Raw genomic sequence first — 15,450 nt, 5'->3', positions numbered from 1 at the left:
TAGGCGCTGCATCGATGGGTGTCTCGACTTCGCTCGACACGAACGGAAACGGGGACGTTCGGACCCACTCCAAAGCCCCCACGCTTTCCGATCGCCCCTACCCGCCCGTCCAGTCGCCGTGCTGCGCCATCCACAGGCTGACCGCGGCGAGTCCGGCGGTTTCGGCGCGCAGGATACGCGGGCCGAGCGCGAGGCGGCGCACCGCGGCATGGGCGAGCAGTGCCTCGCGCTCGCGGTCGGTGAAGCCGCCCTCGGGGCCGGTGAGGATCGCGGCGGGGGCTGGCGCCGCGACATCGGCGAGCGGGGCGCCGCCGGCTTCGTCGGCGAAGAGCAGCGTACGTTCGGCGGGCCAGTCGCTCAGCAACCGCGGCAATTTGACCGGCTCGGCGAGTTCGGGCAGCGCGGTGCGGCCGCATTGCTCGCACGCCTCGATGATCTGCGCCTCGATCCGCTCGCTCTTGACGCGCTCGACGATCGTGCGGTCGGTGATCACCGGCTGGAGCCGTGCGACGCCGAGCTCGGTCGCCTTTTCGATGATCCAGTCGAGCCGCGCCTTCTTCACCGGGGCGAAGCAGAGCCAGAGGTCGGGCACGCCTTCGATCGCGCGCGTCCGCCGCTCGATGCGCAGCGTCGCCGAGCGTTTCGCGGCGTCGGCGACGGTGGCCAGCCATTCGCCCGTCCGGTTGTCGAACAGCAGCACCGGATCGCCGACCTTCAGCCGCATGACGCCGAGCAGATAATGCGCGGCGGACCCGTCGATCACGGGCGCGGCGTCGGGGCCGAGCGATTGATCGATGAACAGGCGGGGCGTGCTGGCGGGCGGCCAGGCGGGAGTCGCGGGCATGAAGCGCGCGATAGCAGACGGCGGCCTGTCGTGCATCTTTTGCCGTGGGCGCCCCGCGCTGTCCCGATCCGGGTCAGAAGCGCCGATCCGGCCCCCCTCGCGCCGCGCCGATTAGCCATTTGGTAAGCAGTTCCCCCCTAGGTGCGAGAATACCAGCGGCCCATCTGGTGGGGGCGCCGCGGGCCGAAGAGGGGTTTGACCATGCGAGGGACCTGGATCAGCCGGCTGCGCGCCGGCACCAAAGCGCTTCGTCGCGACCAGCGCGGCAACGCCTTCATGCTGACCGCGGCGGCGATCGTGCCGGTGATCGGCATCGTCGGGTCGGCGGTCGACATCGGCCGCGCCTATATGACGCAGCTGCGCCTGCAGCAGGCGTGCGACTCGGGTGTGCTCGCCGGACGGCGGGCGATGGGCGGCGCGACCTATACGGCCGCGGCGGAAGCCGAAGCGGACAAGATGTTCAACTTCAACTTTCCCGAGGCCAAATATGGCGCGTCGGGCATTCTCTTTTCGTCCGAAGCCGACGGCGCATCGGATGTCGTCGGGCAGGCGTCGGCGGTGTTGCCCACCGAATTGATGTTCATGTTCGGCAAGGACAACTTCCGCCTGTCGGCCAATTGCACCGCGAAGCTCGAAATTTCGAACGTCGATGTCATGCTCGTGCTCGACGTCACGGGATCGATGGCGCAGACCAATTCGGGCGACACGGTGAACCGCATCACCGCGCTTCACGACGCAACGATGGACTTTTTCGACACGCTGACGACCGCCGATATCGGTGACGGGCGGCTGCGCTTTGGCGTCGTGCCCTATAGCTCGACCGCGAATGTCGGCGCGATCCTTCGCGAAGAGAATCCCGACTGGCTGTCGGATTTCACCATCCTGCCTTCGCGCTCGCCGGTCATCCGCTATGACTGGAGCGGCACCAACCCGCCCGCGTCGGTCACCACGGGCACGACCGTCAACGGCGCGTGGGAGGATTTTTTGCCGATCAGCGGCTTTACGAATAGCACCGCCTGTTCGGCCGTCGTTCCGCCGGCCGACACGATGCCGGCGCTGACGGATGCCCAGAATATGAATCGGACGGCGCGGGTCGTCGACGGCGGCGGTACGCGCCGCTTCGTCACCGTCGCCGGCACACAGCACCGTTATTTGGACTATCGCTACAATTACAACAGCTCGGACGACACCTGCTGGCTGCAACGTCGCACCGTGACGTTTGACCACGCTGCGTCGCCAACTCCCAGCTCGACGTCCTTTTTCAGCCAGTATCGCTATGAAGACCGCCTGTTCGACGTGAGCAGCGCCAAGAGCGGCGGGACGATCAGCGTCGATACGGGCGATTCGGGGGCGTTGCGAACGGTCAGCTGGAGCGGCTGCGTGATCGAGCGCCGCACGGACAGTTTCGGCGCGTCGTCTTCGGCGACGGCCACGGCGCTCGACATGGACATCGACTTGGTGCCGACCGACGACGAGAACACCAAATGGCGGTTGCTGATCCCCGAAATCGCCTATCCCCGCGCCAGTACGGTCGGCGGCAAGCCATCGAGCACCGGCGTGCGGACGGTGAACAGCTGGAACGTTTCCGGCGGAAACTGGCAGAATTTCGAATTTCACTGGCCAAGCGGTTGGGGAGTATGCCCGGCCGCCGCGATGAATCTGACGACGATGACGGCCGACGATCGCGATACCTTCGAGGACTATGTGGAGTCGTTGCAGCCGCTGGGAGGCACTTATCACGACGTCGGCATGGTCTGGGGGGCGCGGCTGCTCTCGCCGACCGGCCTGTTCGCCGACCAAAATGCGACGGCGCCGAACGAACGCCCGATCAGCCGCCACATCGTCTTTATGACCGATGGCGAGATGGCGCCCAACGTGCCCAATCTGACTTCGCAGGGTTATGAATATCTGATGCAACGTGTCAGCGGATCGTTCGACACCAGTAATGGAGAATTGGAGGACCGCCTCAACAACCGCTTTGTGCAATTGTGCCGCGCGGCGCGTCAGCGCGGGATCACGATCTGGGTCGTCTCATTCGGAGTGGGCAGCAACAGCAATCTGGACAGTTGCGCTTCGTCGGGAGAGGCATTCGAGGCCGACAACGCCGCCGAGCTCAACGAGCAGTTCCAGGCGATCGCGCGGCAGATTTCCAAGCTGAGGCTGTCGCAATGACCGGCGCCCGCACCCTGCTCCGCCGGTTGCGGCGAAGCGAGCGCGGCACCGCGTTCGTCGAATTCGCGCTGACCGCGCCGGTCTTTCTGCTGATCCTGCTCGGCATCTTCGATTATTGCTGGCAGATGTATGCGCAGCAGGTGCTGCAGGGCGTGGTCGCCAAGGCGGGCCGCGACGCGACGCTTGAAGGTTTCGCCGCCGATCAGACCGCGCTCGACAATGCGGTCGGCGCCGAGGTCAAGAAGGTGTTCAAGAACGCGACGGTGAGTTTCAACCGCCGCGCCTTCGACGATTACAGCGAGATCAAGCCGCTGCGCTGGGTCGACACCAACGGCAACGGCGTCCAGGATCCCTCGCCCGACGATTGCTGGGAGGATGGCGGCAAGCAGGGCAATGGCGGCGCGGACGACGTCGTCCAATATACGGTGTCGATGAAGTTCGACCGCGTGCTGCCGGTATGGAAGATGCTGGGGCAACCGCAATCCAAGACGCTCACCTCGGCGACGCTGCTACGCAACCAGCCGTTCGCCGCCGACGGCGAAGTGTTGGCGGAGACGTGCGGATGACCCCGCTTTTCCGCCTTCGCCGCCGGACGCGGATCGCCGCGCGCCATCTCGCGCGCAGCACCCGCGGCGCGGTCATGCTCGAAATGGCCTTTGCCATTCCCTTCCTCGTGCTCGTCGGCTTCGGCGGACTCGAGATCGCCAATCTGACGCTGGCGCACACGCGCGTCAGCCAGCTCGGGCTCAACACCGCCGACAATGCCGCGCGTATCGCGGCGGGCAGCAATCTGACGCAGCCGCAGGTGCGCGAAGTCGATATCAACGAGGTGTTCGCGGGCGCCGAACGGCAGGCGGCGGGCCTTGATCTCGAGAATAATGGCCGCATCATCCTGTCGAGCCTCCAGCGCAACGACGACGGCGGGCAGACGATCAAGTGGCAGCGATGTTACGGCAATATGGAGGTCGCATCGGCCTATGGCGTCGAAGGCACCGGCGCGACCGGCACCGATTTCAAGGGCATGGGGCCGATGGGCCGCGAGGTGACCGCAGTGGCGGGCACCGCGATCATGTTCGTCGAAGTCACCTATGAATATCAGCCGCTGCTGTTCGGCGACTGGCTCGGCCCGCGGACCATCCGGTCGACCGCGGCCTATAATATCCGCGAGGCGCGCGACCTGTCGGGGGTGAAGTCGCCGGGCACCCCGGCCACCTGTGACTGACGGCGCGCTCGCTCCGGGAGGAGCAGCGACAGCGATCGGGCATTTATTCGCGAGGCTCCGCCTGCTATCGCCCGCGCAGCGATGACTGCCACCCATCCCCCCGACAGCCAGCTTCGCGGCTTCGTCGCGCTGCTCCCCGCCGCGGCGCGGCCCTATGCGCTGCTCGCGCGCTTCGACCGGCCGATCGGCTGGTGGCTGCTGTACTGGCCGTGCGCCTGGAGCCTCGCGCTCGGCGGCGGGGCGGTCAGCCACTGGCCGCTGTTCCTGTGGATGCTGCTCGGCGCGATCGCCATGCGCGGGGCGGGCTGCGTCTATAACGACGTCGTCGACCGCGACCTCGACGCGCAGGTCGCGCGCACCGCGTCGCGGCCGGTGGCGAGCGGCGCGGTATCGATGGTGAGCGCGTTGCTGTGGGCGGTCTTTCTGTCGCTCATCGGGTTGCTGGTGCTGTTCCAGCTGCCGCGGCCGGCGCAGATCGTCGCGCTCGCGAGCCTGATTCTCGTCGCCGCCTATCCCTTTATGAAGCGCATCACCTGGTGGCCGCAGGCGTGGCTGGGGCTGGTGTTCAGCTGGGGTGCGCTCGTCGCGTGGATCGCGGTCGGCGGGCAGGACGGGCTGGCGCTGCCCTTGCTCTATGCCGGCTGTATCGCGTGGGTGATCGGTTACGACACCATCTATGCGCTGCAGGATATCGAGGATGATATGGCTGTAGGCGTGAAGTCGAGCGCGCGCGCAATGGGGAGCCATGTGAAGGGCGGCGTCGCAATGTGCTACGCCGCCGCGCTCGCCTGCTGGGGCGGCGCGTTGTGGGCGGTGCGCCCCGATCCGCTGGCGCTCGCCGCGCTGCTGCCCGCGGCACTGCATCTGACCGGACAGGTGGTGACGCTCGACCCCGCGAACGGCGAGGATGCGCTCGCCAAGTTCCGGAGCAATCGCTTTGCGGGGCTGCTGGTGTTCGCCGCGATGCTGGTGGTGGGGATGGCGCCTTAGAGACCCAGCGCCTTGCGAAGTTCCGCATTGATGCGGCTTTGCCAGCGCGGGCCCATGGCGCGGAATTTTTCGAGGACGATCGCGTCGAGACGCAGCGTCACTTGCTGCTTGGGGTCAGCGGATTTCGGCCGGCCGCGCTTGGTCCAGGTCCCGTCCGCCGGCTTGACCAGCTTACCATCCTTGTAGACGGCCGCGCGGCGAAAATGATCCTCCGTCCATTCGGGTGCGTCGTCCGGATCAATCCAGGGTTGTTCGGCGGGCTTCGAGTTCTTCGTCATGTACATGTCTCATCGAAATGATGCGGTGCGTGTCTTCGCGCGGTGTCCAGACAATGGAAACAGGCCGGCCTGCGAGTTCACCAAATATGATGTAGCGTGTCTCACCATAGTCGTACCGGTCGTCGACAAACTCCAAATAATCCTTGGCAAAAACCTTGCCGGCATCGGCAAAATCGAGGCCTCGTTCCCGGAGCGTCCACAGACGTTTCGCCTCATCGTAGCTAATTTTCATATCTATCTCGCTGTCGAGGCAACCTGCCCGGCCGAGGGCAATTGCTATTGAACAAGCAGGGCGCACAAAATACGAGATTAGAATCTGAGATTAGATCAAGGTGAAATGTTGGTCAGAGTTACCGCGTGCTGCTCAATTTATGTAACTACAAAAACTGTTAAAGTCAACCCTACTCCGCCGCGAGCAGTTCCTCGGCGCCGCCGAGGTCGACCGAGACGAGGCGCGAGACGCCGCGCTCGATCATCGTCACCCCGAACAGGCGGTGCATGCGCGCCATCGTGACCGCATTGTGGGTGACGATCAGGTAGCGGGTGTTGGTTTCGCGCGCCATGCGGTCGAGCAGGTCGCAGAAACGTTCGATATTCGCGTCGTCGAGCGGCGCGTCGACCTCGTCGAGGACGCAGATCGGCGCCGGGTTGGTGAGGAAAAGGCCGAAGATCAGCGCGACGGCGGTGAGCGCCTGCTCGCCGCCCGAGAGCAAGGTGAGCGTGCCGAGGCGCTTGCCCGGCGGCTGCGCCATGATTTCGAGCCCGGCTTCCAATGGATCGTCCGAATCGACGAGTTCGAGATGCGCCTGGCCGCCGTTGAAGAGGGTCGTGAAGAGGCGCTGGAAATGGGTATTCACCGCCTCGAACGCCGCGAGCAGCCGCGCGCGGCCCTCGCGATTGAGGCTGCCGATCGAGCCGCGCAGCCGGTTCACCGCCTGCGTCAGCTCCTCGATCTCGGCCGCGCTTTTTTCGCGCTCGGTATCGAGTTCGACGAGTTCGTCGGCGGCGACGAGATTGACCGGGCCAAGCCGCTCGCGATCGGCGATCAGCCGGTCGTGCTGCGCCGATTCGGCGGTGGCGTCGCCGACGCCCGCGCTCTCGAACCCGGCCTTTTGCGGGAGCAGCGGCGGCGGGCATTCGAACCGCTCGCCCGACAGGCGGCCCATCTCGATGCGGCGGAGTTCGGCATTTTCGGAGCGCGCGACGGCGCCGGCGCGCGTTTCGCGCGCGGCGGCGACGCGCTCGCGGATCGCGTTCAGCGCGGTTTCGGCTTCGCGCAGCGCGGCCTCGGCGGCGCGTTCCTGCGCTTCGGCGGCGGCGACCTTGTCGCGCAGCGCCGTTTGCCGGGCCTCGGCCTCGGCACGCTGTTCGGCGAGCCGGGCGGGGAGGTCGGCGAGCTTGGCGGCTTCGGCGGCGAGCGCCTCGGCGCGCTTGTCCATCTCGGTGACGCGGCGCGCGGCCTCGCCCGCGCGCGCCTTCCAGCTCTTGATCTCGGCACTGACCACCGCTTGCCGTTCGCTGAGGCTCGCGAGCGTGCGTTCGTGCGCCGCAAGGGCGCCCTGCGCCGTGCCCGCGTCGGCGCGCGCGCGGTCGGTCGCCGTTTCCTCGGCTTCGAGCGCGGCGCGCGCCAGCCGTTCGTCGGGGAGCGCGGCGAGTGCGGTTTCCTGTGCGGCGAGCGTCTCGGCCGCTTCCTTCGCGGCGTCGGCGATTTCGGCAAGGCGGCGATCGAACATCGCGGCGGCATCGCGGTGCCGGTCGAGCGCGGCCTGCGCCTGATCGGCGGCGCGCAGCGCGGTGCGGCGCACCTCGTCGGCCTGGGCGAGTGCCTTGCGCGCGGTGCCGGCGGCTTCGGCGAGGGTGGCGGCCTTCGCGGCGGCGGCGTCGCGGCGATCCTGCAATTCCTGCACGCCAAGCTCGACCTGCGGACGCTGCGCGGCGAGCGCGTCGAGGCGATTCTGGCGCTGCAACCGTTCGGTCGCGGTGGCGCCGTCGCCGCGCGTGACGAAGCCGTCCCAGCGGCGCATCACACCATCGGTGGTGACGAGGCGCTGGCCGACGGCGAGCGGCTGGCCGGCGTCGCTTGTCGCGACCGCGACCTGCGCGAGGCGGCGCGCGAGCGCGGCGGGGGCCTGCACATGGTCGGCAAGCGGACTGGTGCCGGAGGGCAGCGCCGGGTCGCCTTTCGCCGCATCGGCGCCGCCCCAGCTGCGCGCGGCATCGCGGTCGGTCCCGGCGTCGAGGTCGTCGCCGAGTGCGGCGGCGAGCGCGGCTTCGTAACCGGGCGCGACGCGGAGCTGGTCGAGGATACGGTCGGCATCGCTGCGCGCGGCGGCGAGCGCGCGTTCGAGCGTCGATGCCTCACCTTCGAGCGCGGCGAGCGCGGCGCGCGCTTCGGCGAGCGCCGCCTCGCCGCCCGCGAGGTCGGCGGCGGTCGCTTCGCGGTCGGCCTCGGCGTGTTGCAAGGAGGTTTCGGCGGCGGCGATGGCGGCTTCGGCGGCTTCGGCGGCTTTCGTGCTATCGGCGAGCTTCGCGGCGAGCGCCGCGCTGTCGCCGAGCGCGGCAACCTCGGCATCGACGCGCGCCTTGTCTTGCCCGACGCGGCGCACGCCGGCTTCGGCGCTGTCCACCGCCGACACCGCGATACGGCGGTCAGCCGCTTCGCTCGCGGCTTTGGCGCGCGCCTGCGCGAGCGCGACTTCGGCATCGCGGAGGCGCGCCTGCGCGGCGAAGCTGGCCTCGGCGAGCGCGGCCTTGCCCGCATCGTGTCCCGCGATGTCCTGCGCCAGCGATTTCGTCTCGGCGTCGAGCGCGGTCAGCGCGGCATGCGCTTCGCGCGCAAGCTCGCCTTCGTGCGCACGGTCGTCGGCGATGCGCCGCTGCTGCGCCGCGAGGTCTTCGAGCCGCTGGAGCGCGGCGCGCTCCTCCCCCTGCAGGCGCACCTGCGTGGCGGTCGCTTCGGCGAGTGCACCCCGCTGCGCCTGCGCGTCGCCCCGCGCCGCGGCGACGCGGGTTGCGACCTCGGCTTGGGCCTTGGAGACGGTTTCGAGTTCGTCCTGCGCGGTCTTGACCGCCGCTTCGGCGGCGTCGGCGTCGCGGCGCGCCTGGTCGGCGGCGGCGGCGGCCTCGCGCCAGCGCGCGTAGATCAGCCGTGCCTCGGCGACGCGGATGTCTTCGCTGAGCTTCTTGTATTTCTCCGCCGCGCGCGCTTGGCGGCGCAGCGCGTTGGCGCGCACCTCCATGTCGGCGACGATTTCGGAAAGGCGCGTGAGGTTGGTCTCGGTCGCGCGCAATTTCTGCTCGGCGTCCTTGCGGCGGACGTGGAGCCCCGCGATGCCCGCCGCTTCCTCCAGCATCGCGCGGCGGTCGGTCGGCTTGGCTGAGATGACGTTCGCGATCTTGCCCTGGCTGACGAGCGCGGGGCTGTGCGCACCGGTGGCGGCGTCGGCGAAGATCAGCGCGACGTCCTTCGCGCGCACGTCGCGGCCGTTGGCGCGATAGGCCGACCCCGCGCCGCGCTCGATGCGGCGGATGACTTCGAGATCGTCGCCGTCGCTCGAGTCCGACAGGCCCGCGACGAGCGCGCCTTCGGTGTCACAATGCAATGCGACCTCGGCGAAATCGCGCGCGGGGCGCGACGAGGTGCCGGCGAAGATGACATCCTCCATCCCGCCGCCGCGCATCGATTTGGGCGAGGATTCGCCCATCACCCAGCGGATCGCCTCAAGGAGGTTCGACTTGCCGCAGCCATTGGGGCCGACGACGCCGGTCAGCCCGGGCTCGATGCGCAATTCGGTGGGTTCGACGAAACTTTTGAAACCGGTGAGGCGCAGCCGCTTTATCTGCACGGGATACCCCCGGGCAGCTCATCGAATCGGAGCTGGTGCAACCTTGGTGTCACATATCCCCCATGAAGCCGTCATGCCGCGTGGCGGGGGGAGTCGCAAGGGGGGGCAATCCTCCCTGTGGCGAAGCCATGGGGAGGTGGCAGTCCCGTAGGGACTGACGGAGGGGCCATTGCGCGACGTCGCGGCCCCTCCACCACTCGCTCCGCGAGCGGTCCCCCTCCCCACCGCTTCGCGGCAGGGAGGATCATATCGTCAGCGCGCGCCCATCGTGCGCAGGCGGTCGCGGAGCGGGCCCCAGGCGGCGATGCCTTCGGCGACCTGGCCGTTGATGACGAAGGTCGGCGTGCCGGTGATCTGATATTTTTCGACCCCCGCGTTCGTCCCCTTTTCGATCGCCTCGACATTTTCGACTTTACTCAGGCACTGCTGGATCGTCGCGGCGGGGACGCCGCGCTGCTGGTAGAATTGGTCGATCCCCCAGCCCTTCGCGAGCGCGTTGAAACGCTGCGCGGGGGGCAGCTTCATCGCTTCCTCGATCCCCGGCTGCGGCTTCGACGCGCCGGCGATGAAGGCTTCATGCTCGATGAAGGTCGCATCGGCGAGCGGGAAGAAACGCTCGGGGCCCGCGCATTTGACGATCGCGCCGGCGATCGCATCCACGGGGTGCAGCATGAACGGGGTCAGCTTGTACGACACGCGGCCGGTGTCGATGAAGTCGCGCTTCAGCTCCTCGTGCGAATCCTTGGTGAACTGTGCGCAGTGACCACAGGTGAAGGCGCCGAATTCCTCGAGCTTGATCGGGGCTTCGGGGTTGCCCATGATCATCCCGTCGCCATCGACGCGCACGACCTGCGACCAGGTCTTGCCGGCGGGCGGCGCGACCTTCGCGACGACCTCCTGCTCCTTGGCGGGATCGGTCTTGCTTTCGCCGCAGGCGGCAAGGGCGAGCGCGCCCATCGAGGTCAGGAGGACGGTACGCAGCAGGGTCATGATCTTTCTTTCTCCACAAAGGGGCGAATGCGGGGCTTTTAAGCGGCCTTGAGCGCGAGGTCGAGTTTCGATTTGAGCGCGGGCCAGGCGGTGACTTCGGCATTGCGGCCGTTGATGAAGAAGCTGGGCGTGCCCTGGACGTTATCGGCGCTGCGCCCGATGTTGGTCATGCCGGTGAGTTCGGCCTGCGCGACCTCGCTGTCGAGCGCCGCGTCGAGCTGCGCCTGCGTATAGCCGCGCGCGCGCATCAGCGCGGTGAGGCCGGTGTCGGCGGCGATCTTGCGCGCGCGCTCGGCGGTGGTGCCTTCGAACCAGCTTTTCTTTTGCGCCTCGGTCGCGTTCTGGACCTTTGCGATCATCGCCGGGAAAGCGGCGAAGATCGCCTGATGATTGCCGGCGAACGCCTTGGCACCGCCGACGCGCGCGAGGAGCGCCGCGGTCATGTCGACCGGGTCGCGGACGAGGTTGCGATATTCGACGAGCACCAGCCCGCGGTCGATATAGCCGCTCTTGAGCGGGAGCGCGCTCGCCTTCGCGAAATCGGCGCAGATATGGCAGGTGTAGCTGAAATATTCGACGAGCCGGACTTTCGCGGCCGGATTGCCGGCGACGAAGGCGCCGATCGGGCTGGTCGTGACGCTCTGCGACCATGGAGCGGATTTGGCGGGTGCCGCCGCGATCAGGCCGAGCGCGGCGCCCGAGAGCGCGAGCACCGCCGTGCGGCGGTCGAGAAGCGGGTCGACGAATGCGGACATGATGGTGGTCCTAACTGATCTTGGGGAGCGTGGGCGGCGCGGCGAGGCCGGCGGCCATGCGTTCGAGCACGGTCCTGAGCTCCGGGTCGCCGATGTCGCGCAAACTGTCCCCCAGCTCGGCGGGTACGGGTTTGAGCATTGCCGGCGGCTGAACGGGCGCGGCCGGGGTGACCTGCCCATGCGTCATGCGGACGGCGGCGATCGCGGCATAGCCGAAGAAGCGGTTCACCGCGGCGATGATGTCGGGCGCGACATGCTGAAGCATCGGCGCGTGCGCGCCGCTGATCGTCAGGTGGAGCGTGCCGCCCGCTTTCTGCCCGGCGGGAAAGCGGATCATCGCGGGCTGGGTGACGTCGGCGAGCCGGTCGCCGACGATCTCGCGCCAGCGGCTGACCACCGACGACTGGACGAAGCCGAATTTGCGAAAGGCGGTGCGGCCGATTTCGGGGACGAGATCGGAAATCGCGCGCGCCTCGCCGCCGCGCGGGCGTTCATAGCGACGCGCGGGCGCCTTCGCGGCTTTTGCCCCGCCTTTCGCCTTCCCTTTCGCCTTCGCCTTTTTGGCGGGCGTGCCGTCTCCCGTCTCTTTCGTCATGCCGGAGGCCATGCCATAGGCGGGGGGTGAGCGTCCAGACTATCGAACTTGCGAGTAACACCGATTTCGCCCTCCCCTTCAGGGGAGGGCAGCGAAACTTGGCAGCTTGGGTCCATCAGCCTTGCGCTATCTCGCGAGACCCCACCCCAACCCCTCCCCTGAAGGGGAGGGGCTTATGTATTTCGTCCAGATGATGGCGCGGGACTTCACCGACCGCGTCCTCGCTTGGTACGACCGGTCGGCGCGGGTGCTGCCGTGGCGGATCGCGCCGGGGAGCGCGGAGACGCCCGATCCCTATCGCATCTGGCTGGCCGAGGTGATGCTGCAGCAGACGACGGTTGCCGCGGTCGCGGGCTATTTCGCGCGCTTTACCGAACGCTGGCCGACGGTCGGCGATCTTGCGGCGGCGGACGATGCCGACGTCATGGCGGCGTGGGCGGGGCTCGGCTATTATGCCCGCGCGCGCAATCTGCTCGCCTGCGCGCGCGCCGTCGTCACCGATCATGGCGGGCGCTTTCCCGATAGCGAGGCGGGGCTGCGCGCGCTGCCGGGGGTGGGCGACTATACCGCGGCGTCGGTCGCGGCGATCGCCTTCGGGCGCGCGGCGGTCGTCATCGACGCCAATATCGAGCGCGTGATCGCGCGCCACCGGCTGATCGAAACCTCGCTCCCGGCGGCGAAGCGCGAGATTCGCGCCGCACTGGCGCCGCTCGTTTCCGACGACCGGCCGGGCGATTTCGCGCAGGCGCTGATGGACCTCGGCGCGACCGTGTGCACCCCGCGCAGTCCCGCCTGCGGCATCTGCCCGGTGATGGCCGACTGCCGCGCGCGCGGGCGGCCCGACATCGAGCGCCTGCCGGTGAAACCGCCGAAAAAGGCGAAGCCGCACCGGCACGGGATCGCCTGGTGGATCGAGCGCGACGGGGCGATCTGGCTCATACGGCGACCCGACAAGGGCATGCTCGGCGGCATGCGCGCGCTGCCTGGGGGCGACTGGGCGGACGATCCGCCGCTCGAATCGGGAGCAGCCGAGTCGGGAATCGTCCGCGTCGATCATGGCTTCACCCATTTCGACCTGACGCTGACGTTGGTGCGCCGCGAAGCCCCGCCCGAAGCCCCGCCTGAATCCCTCGGCGCCGCAGGGGAAGGTATATGGTGGCCGATCGCGGAGCTTGACGCCGCCGGGCTGCCGACGCTCTATCGCAAGCTGACCGACAAGATGCTGGAGAGAGATGTATGAACAGGATGGTTTCGCGCCGCGCGCTGATGGGCGGAATGGCGCTGGCCGGCGCGGGGGCGCTGCTGCCGCGCGCGGCGCTCGCGTGGCGCGTCGACGGCACGGCGCTCTATCCCGCGACCAGCGCGTTCATCAAGGGCTTCGTCGACCGCCGCGAACTTGCCGGCACGCTCGCCGCGATCGGCAAGGGGCAGGAAGCGCCGGTGTTCATCGGCGCCGGGGTGCAGTCGAACGGCTTGCCGACGCCGGTCGGTCCCGACACTTTGTGGCGGCTTTATTCGATGACCAAGCCGATCACCGGGATCGCGGCAATGCTGCTGATCGAGGACGGCAAGATGACGCTCGACCAGCCGATCGCCGATTTTCTGCCCGCCTTCGCCAATATGAAGGTGCAGAACACCCCCGACGGATCGCTCACCGACGTGCGCCCGGCCAAGGGCCCGATCACGGTGCGGCAATTGCTCACCCACACCGCCGGGCTCGGCTATAACATCATCCAGAAGGGGCCGATCAAGGCCGCCTATGACCGCGCGGGCATCGTCGGCGGCCAGGCGAGCCGCCTGCCGATTCCCGGATTTGCCGAGGTGACGCCAGCACCGAGCCTGGCGGTGATGGCCGACCGGCTCGCCGAATTGCCGCTGGTTTACGAGCCGGGGACGAAGTGGAGCTATTCGATCAGCCTCGACCTGATGGGGCGGCTGATCGAAGTGGTGTCGGGACAGGCGTTCGACGCCTTCCTGAAGGCGCGACTGTTCGATCCGCTCGGCATGGCGAGCACGGGGTTCATGGTGAAGGCGGAGGACGTCGGGCGCTTCACGAGCAATTATGCGCCGTTCGGCGGCGCGCTCATCCCCTTCGATCCCGCGGCGAACTCGATCTATCTCGATCCCCCGCCCTATCCGTTCGGCGGCGGCGGGCTCGTGTCGAGCGCGCGCGATTACGACCGTTTCCTCGCGATGCTGCTGGGGGAAGGCCAAATCGGAGGGGCAACCAGCGGAGTGCGGGTGATGAAGGCGGCAACCGCGCGGCTCGCGATGTCGAACCTGATCGACGACAGCGTCGACCGCAAGGGCAGCTTCATCGACGGCGAAGGCTTCGGCGCGGGCGGGCGCGTGTCGCTGCCGAGCTCGCCCGGCGGCGAGGGCATTTTCGGCTGGGCGGGCGCGGCGGGGACGATCGGCTTCGTCCATCGCGGGCTCGGCTATCGCGCCGCGGGCTATACGCAGATCATGCCGCCCGATGCCGTGCCCTTTCAGGCGAAGTTCGGCGAGACTTTCTTCAAGGATGTGACGAGCTGATGCCGTTGCCGCTCGGTTTTACCGGCGCGCGGCTCGACCGCGCCGACCAGATGCGCACGAACGAAGCCGCGTTCGCCGCGGCGATTGCCGATCCGCGCGCGACCTGCCTGACGCTCGACGGCATCGATTTCGTGCCGGGGGCGAGCGGCGGGCTGCTGTGGGAGCCGCTCGATCCGGCGGATGATCGCGCGCTGATGCTGCTCGGGATCGACGATGCGGGGGCGCCGCGCTTCGTGCGCGAGGCGGCGGCGGGGGCGCGTGTCGATGCGCGCACGCGCACCGTGATGCGGCTGCTGCCCTTGCTGTCGGCCGAGGAAGCGGCGCTCTATGGCGGCGCGCGCAGCCTGGTCGACTGGCACGCGCGGCACCGTTTCTGCGCGGTGTGCGGGACGCCGACCGACCTGTTCCGGGGCGGCTGGGGGCGGCGCTGCGGCGCGTGCGGTGCCGAGCATTTCCCGCGCGTCGATCCGGTCGTGATCATGCTCGCCGAATTTGAGGACCGCGTCCTCGTCGGGCGGCAGGGCGGCTTTCCGCCGGGCTTCTTCTCGGCGCTCGCGGGCTTTGTCGAGCCGGGCGAATCGCTCGAGGAGGCGGTCGCGCGCGAATTGTTCGAGGAGGCGGGCATCCATGTTTCGGACGTCTCTTACGTCGCGAGCCAGCCCTGGCCCTTTCCTTCCTCGCTGATGATCGGCTGCCGCGCGGTTGCGAAGGATCCGGCGCTGACGCTCGACACGACCGAGATCGAGGCGGCGATGTGGGTGGACCGCGCCGAGGTGCGCGCGGCACTCGCGAGCGACATGGGCGCGCCGTTCCTGGCACCGCCGTCGCTGGCGATCGCGCGGTATCTGCTGGAGGATTGGGCGGGGCTGTAGGGAGCCGGTGGGTGTCGGCTTTGGGGTGGGAAGCGGACGCTAGGCCACTTCGATTTTCTGCTCGGTCCCCGGCGGATGCTCATTCAAGTTGAGTATCCATTCTTCGCCGATTCTAGTGATCTCGACGTGGAACACTGGTCCTTCGGGCAGCGGGCTTTGATACCAGCAATGAATGCGGCTGCCTTCAACCGCCATGAACTCGATGGAGTAAAGGTCGACGTATGAGCCGATACGCTCGGACAGCGCACCCGCAATGTCGAGCGCGCCAATGCGGTTTAAGCGAATCATTCGGCGACAATCCCCTACATTGCCAACTTCCGCTATCAGCCGAAAGCAGTCGTCAGGCGCGCGG

The 15,450-nt window shown here is 68.1% G+C and carries 15 protein-coding genes; 7 read left to right on the top strand and 8 right to left on the bottom strand.

Annotation, left to right across the window (positions count from 1 at the left end; translation table 11 throughout):
- Nucleotides 1–97 precede the first annotated feature (97 nt).
- Nucleotides 98–844, bottom strand: coding sequence for a 16S rRNA (uracil(1498)-N(3))-methyltransferase (locus GGR90_RS16125; protein ID WP_167922407.1), 747 nt, complete (start codon nt 842–844; stop codon nt 98–100).
- Nucleotides 845–1,045: 201 nt separating this feature from the next.
- On the opposite strand from GGR90_RS16125, the gene GGR90_RS16120 reads away from it, so the two are divergent.
- The 4 genes from GGR90_RS16120 to ubiA all read left to right on the top strand — a co-directional run bounded on the left by GGR90_RS16120 (nt 1,046) and on the right by ubiA (nt 5,228).
- The gene (locus tag GGR90_RS16120; protein WP_167922406.1) at nt 1,046–3,016 is read left to right on the top strand and encodes a TadE/TadG family type IV pilus assembly protein; all 1,971 of its coding nucleotides are present in this window, start codon (nt 1,046–1,048) and stop codon (nt 3,014–3,016) included.
- Nucleotides 3,013–3,582 carry a TadE/TadG family type IV pilus assembly protein gene (locus tag GGR90_RS16115; protein WP_167922405.1) on the top strand — a complete coding sequence of 190 codons (570 nt, stop codon included), beginning with the start codon at nt 3,013–3,015 and terminating at the stop codon, nt 3,580–3,582. The genes GGR90_RS16120 and GGR90_RS16115 overlap by 4 nt, the downstream gene beginning before the upstream one ends.
- Nucleotides 3,579–4,238: a TadE/TadG family type IV pilus assembly protein gene (locus GGR90_RS16110; RefSeq protein ID WP_167922404.1), complete on the top strand. Its 660-nt coding sequence runs from the start codon at nt 3,579–3,581 to the stop codon at nt 4,236–4,238. Before GGR90_RS16115 ends, GGR90_RS16110 begins: the two co-directional genes overlap by 4 nt.
- Nucleotides 4,239–4,319: 81 nt before the next feature.
- Nucleotides 4,320–5,228, top strand: coding sequence for a 4-hydroxybenzoate octaprenyltransferase (gene ubiA / locus GGR90_RS16105; protein WP_167922403.1), 909 nt, complete (start codon nt 4,320–4,322; stop codon nt 5,226–5,228).
- Here the strand turns inward: ubiA and GGR90_RS16100 are convergent.
- The 6 genes from GGR90_RS16100 to GGR90_RS16075 all read right to left on the bottom strand — a co-directional run bounded on the left by GGR90_RS16100 (nt 5,225) and on the right by GGR90_RS16075 (nt 11,691).
- The gene (locus GGR90_RS16100; protein ID WP_381448617.1) at nt 5,225–5,512 is read right to left on the bottom strand and encodes a BrnA antitoxin family protein; all 288 of its coding nucleotides are present in this window, start codon (nt 5,510–5,512) and stop codon (nt 5,225–5,227) included. The two genes, ubiA and GGR90_RS16100, sit on opposite strands and share 4 nt — an antisense overlap.
- Nucleotides 5,466–5,738: a BrnT family toxin gene (locus GGR90_RS16095; protein WP_167922402.1), complete on the bottom strand. Its 273-nt coding sequence runs from the start codon at nt 5,736–5,738 to the stop codon at nt 5,466–5,468. Before GGR90_RS16095 ends, GGR90_RS16100 begins: the two co-directional genes overlap by 47 nt.
- 169 nt (nt 5,739–5,907) lie before the next feature.
- Nucleotides 5,908–9,351, bottom strand: a complete 3,444-nt coding sequence (gene smc, locus GGR90_RS16090; RefSeq protein ID WP_167922401.1) for a chromosome segregation protein SMC — start codon at nt 9,349–9,351, stop codon at nt 5,908–5,910.
- 252 nt (nt 9,352–9,603) lie between these two features.
- Complete coding sequence (locus GGR90_RS16085; RefSeq protein ID WP_209023809.1) at nt 9,604–10,341, bottom strand: thioredoxin domain-containing protein; 738 nt, start codon at nt 10,339–10,341, stop codon at nt 9,604–9,606.
- Nucleotides 10,342–10,379: 38 nt separating this feature from the next.
- Nucleotides 10,380–11,096 carry a thioredoxin domain-containing protein gene (locus tag GGR90_RS16080; RefSeq protein ID WP_167922400.1) on the bottom strand — a complete coding sequence of 239 codons (717 nt, stop codon included), beginning with the start codon at nt 11,094–11,096 and terminating at the stop codon, nt 10,380–10,382.
- 10 nt (nt 11,097–11,106) lie between these two features.
- Nucleotides 11,107–11,691 carry a DUF721 domain-containing protein gene (locus tag GGR90_RS16075; RefSeq protein ID WP_167922399.1) on the bottom strand — a complete coding sequence of 195 codons (585 nt, stop codon included), beginning with the start codon at nt 11,689–11,691 and terminating at the stop codon, nt 11,107–11,109.
- Nucleotides 11,692–11,866: 175 nt separating this feature from the next.
- On the opposite strand from GGR90_RS16075, the gene GGR90_RS16070 reads away from it, so the two are divergent.
- The 3 genes from GGR90_RS16070 to nudC are packed head-to-tail and all read left to right on the top strand — an operon-like array spanning nt 11,867 to nt 15,098.
- Complete coding sequence (locus GGR90_RS16070; protein WP_245198730.1) at nt 11,867–12,931, top strand: A/G-specific adenine glycosylase; 1,065 nt, start codon at nt 11,867–11,869, stop codon at nt 12,929–12,931.
- On the top strand, nt 12,928–14,226 hold the full coding sequence (locus GGR90_RS16065) for a serine hydrolase domain-containing protein (RefSeq protein ID WP_167922398.1): 1,299 nt from the start codon (nt 12,928–12,930) through the stop codon (nt 14,224–14,226). The genes GGR90_RS16070 and GGR90_RS16065 overlap by 4 nt, the downstream gene beginning before the upstream one ends.
- On the top strand, nt 14,226–15,098 hold the full coding sequence (gene nudC / locus GGR90_RS16060) for an NAD(+) diphosphatase (RefSeq protein WP_167922397.1): 873 nt from the start codon (nt 14,226–14,228) through the stop codon (nt 15,096–15,098). The genes GGR90_RS16065 and nudC overlap by 1 nt, the downstream gene beginning before the upstream one ends.
- A gap of 39 nt (nt 15,099–15,137) precedes the next feature.
- Here the strand turns inward: nudC and GGR90_RS16055 are convergent, their stop codons facing one another.
- Nucleotides 15,138–15,386 (bottom strand): hypothetical protein, encoded by a 249-nt coding sequence (locus tag GGR90_RS16055; RefSeq protein ID WP_167922396.1) that lies wholly within the window; start codon nt 15,384–15,386, stop codon nt 15,138–15,140.
- Nucleotides 15,387–15,450: the final 64 nt, after the last annotated feature.

Source organism: Sphingopyxis italica (assembly GCF_011926545.1).
Lineage (GTDB): Bacteria > Pseudomonadota > Alphaproteobacteria > Sphingomonadales > Sphingomonadaceae > Sphingopyxis > Sphingopyxis italica.
The sequence above is the reverse complement of the archived record's forward strand: the minus strand, read 5'-3'. Positions and strand labels throughout refer to the sequence as shown.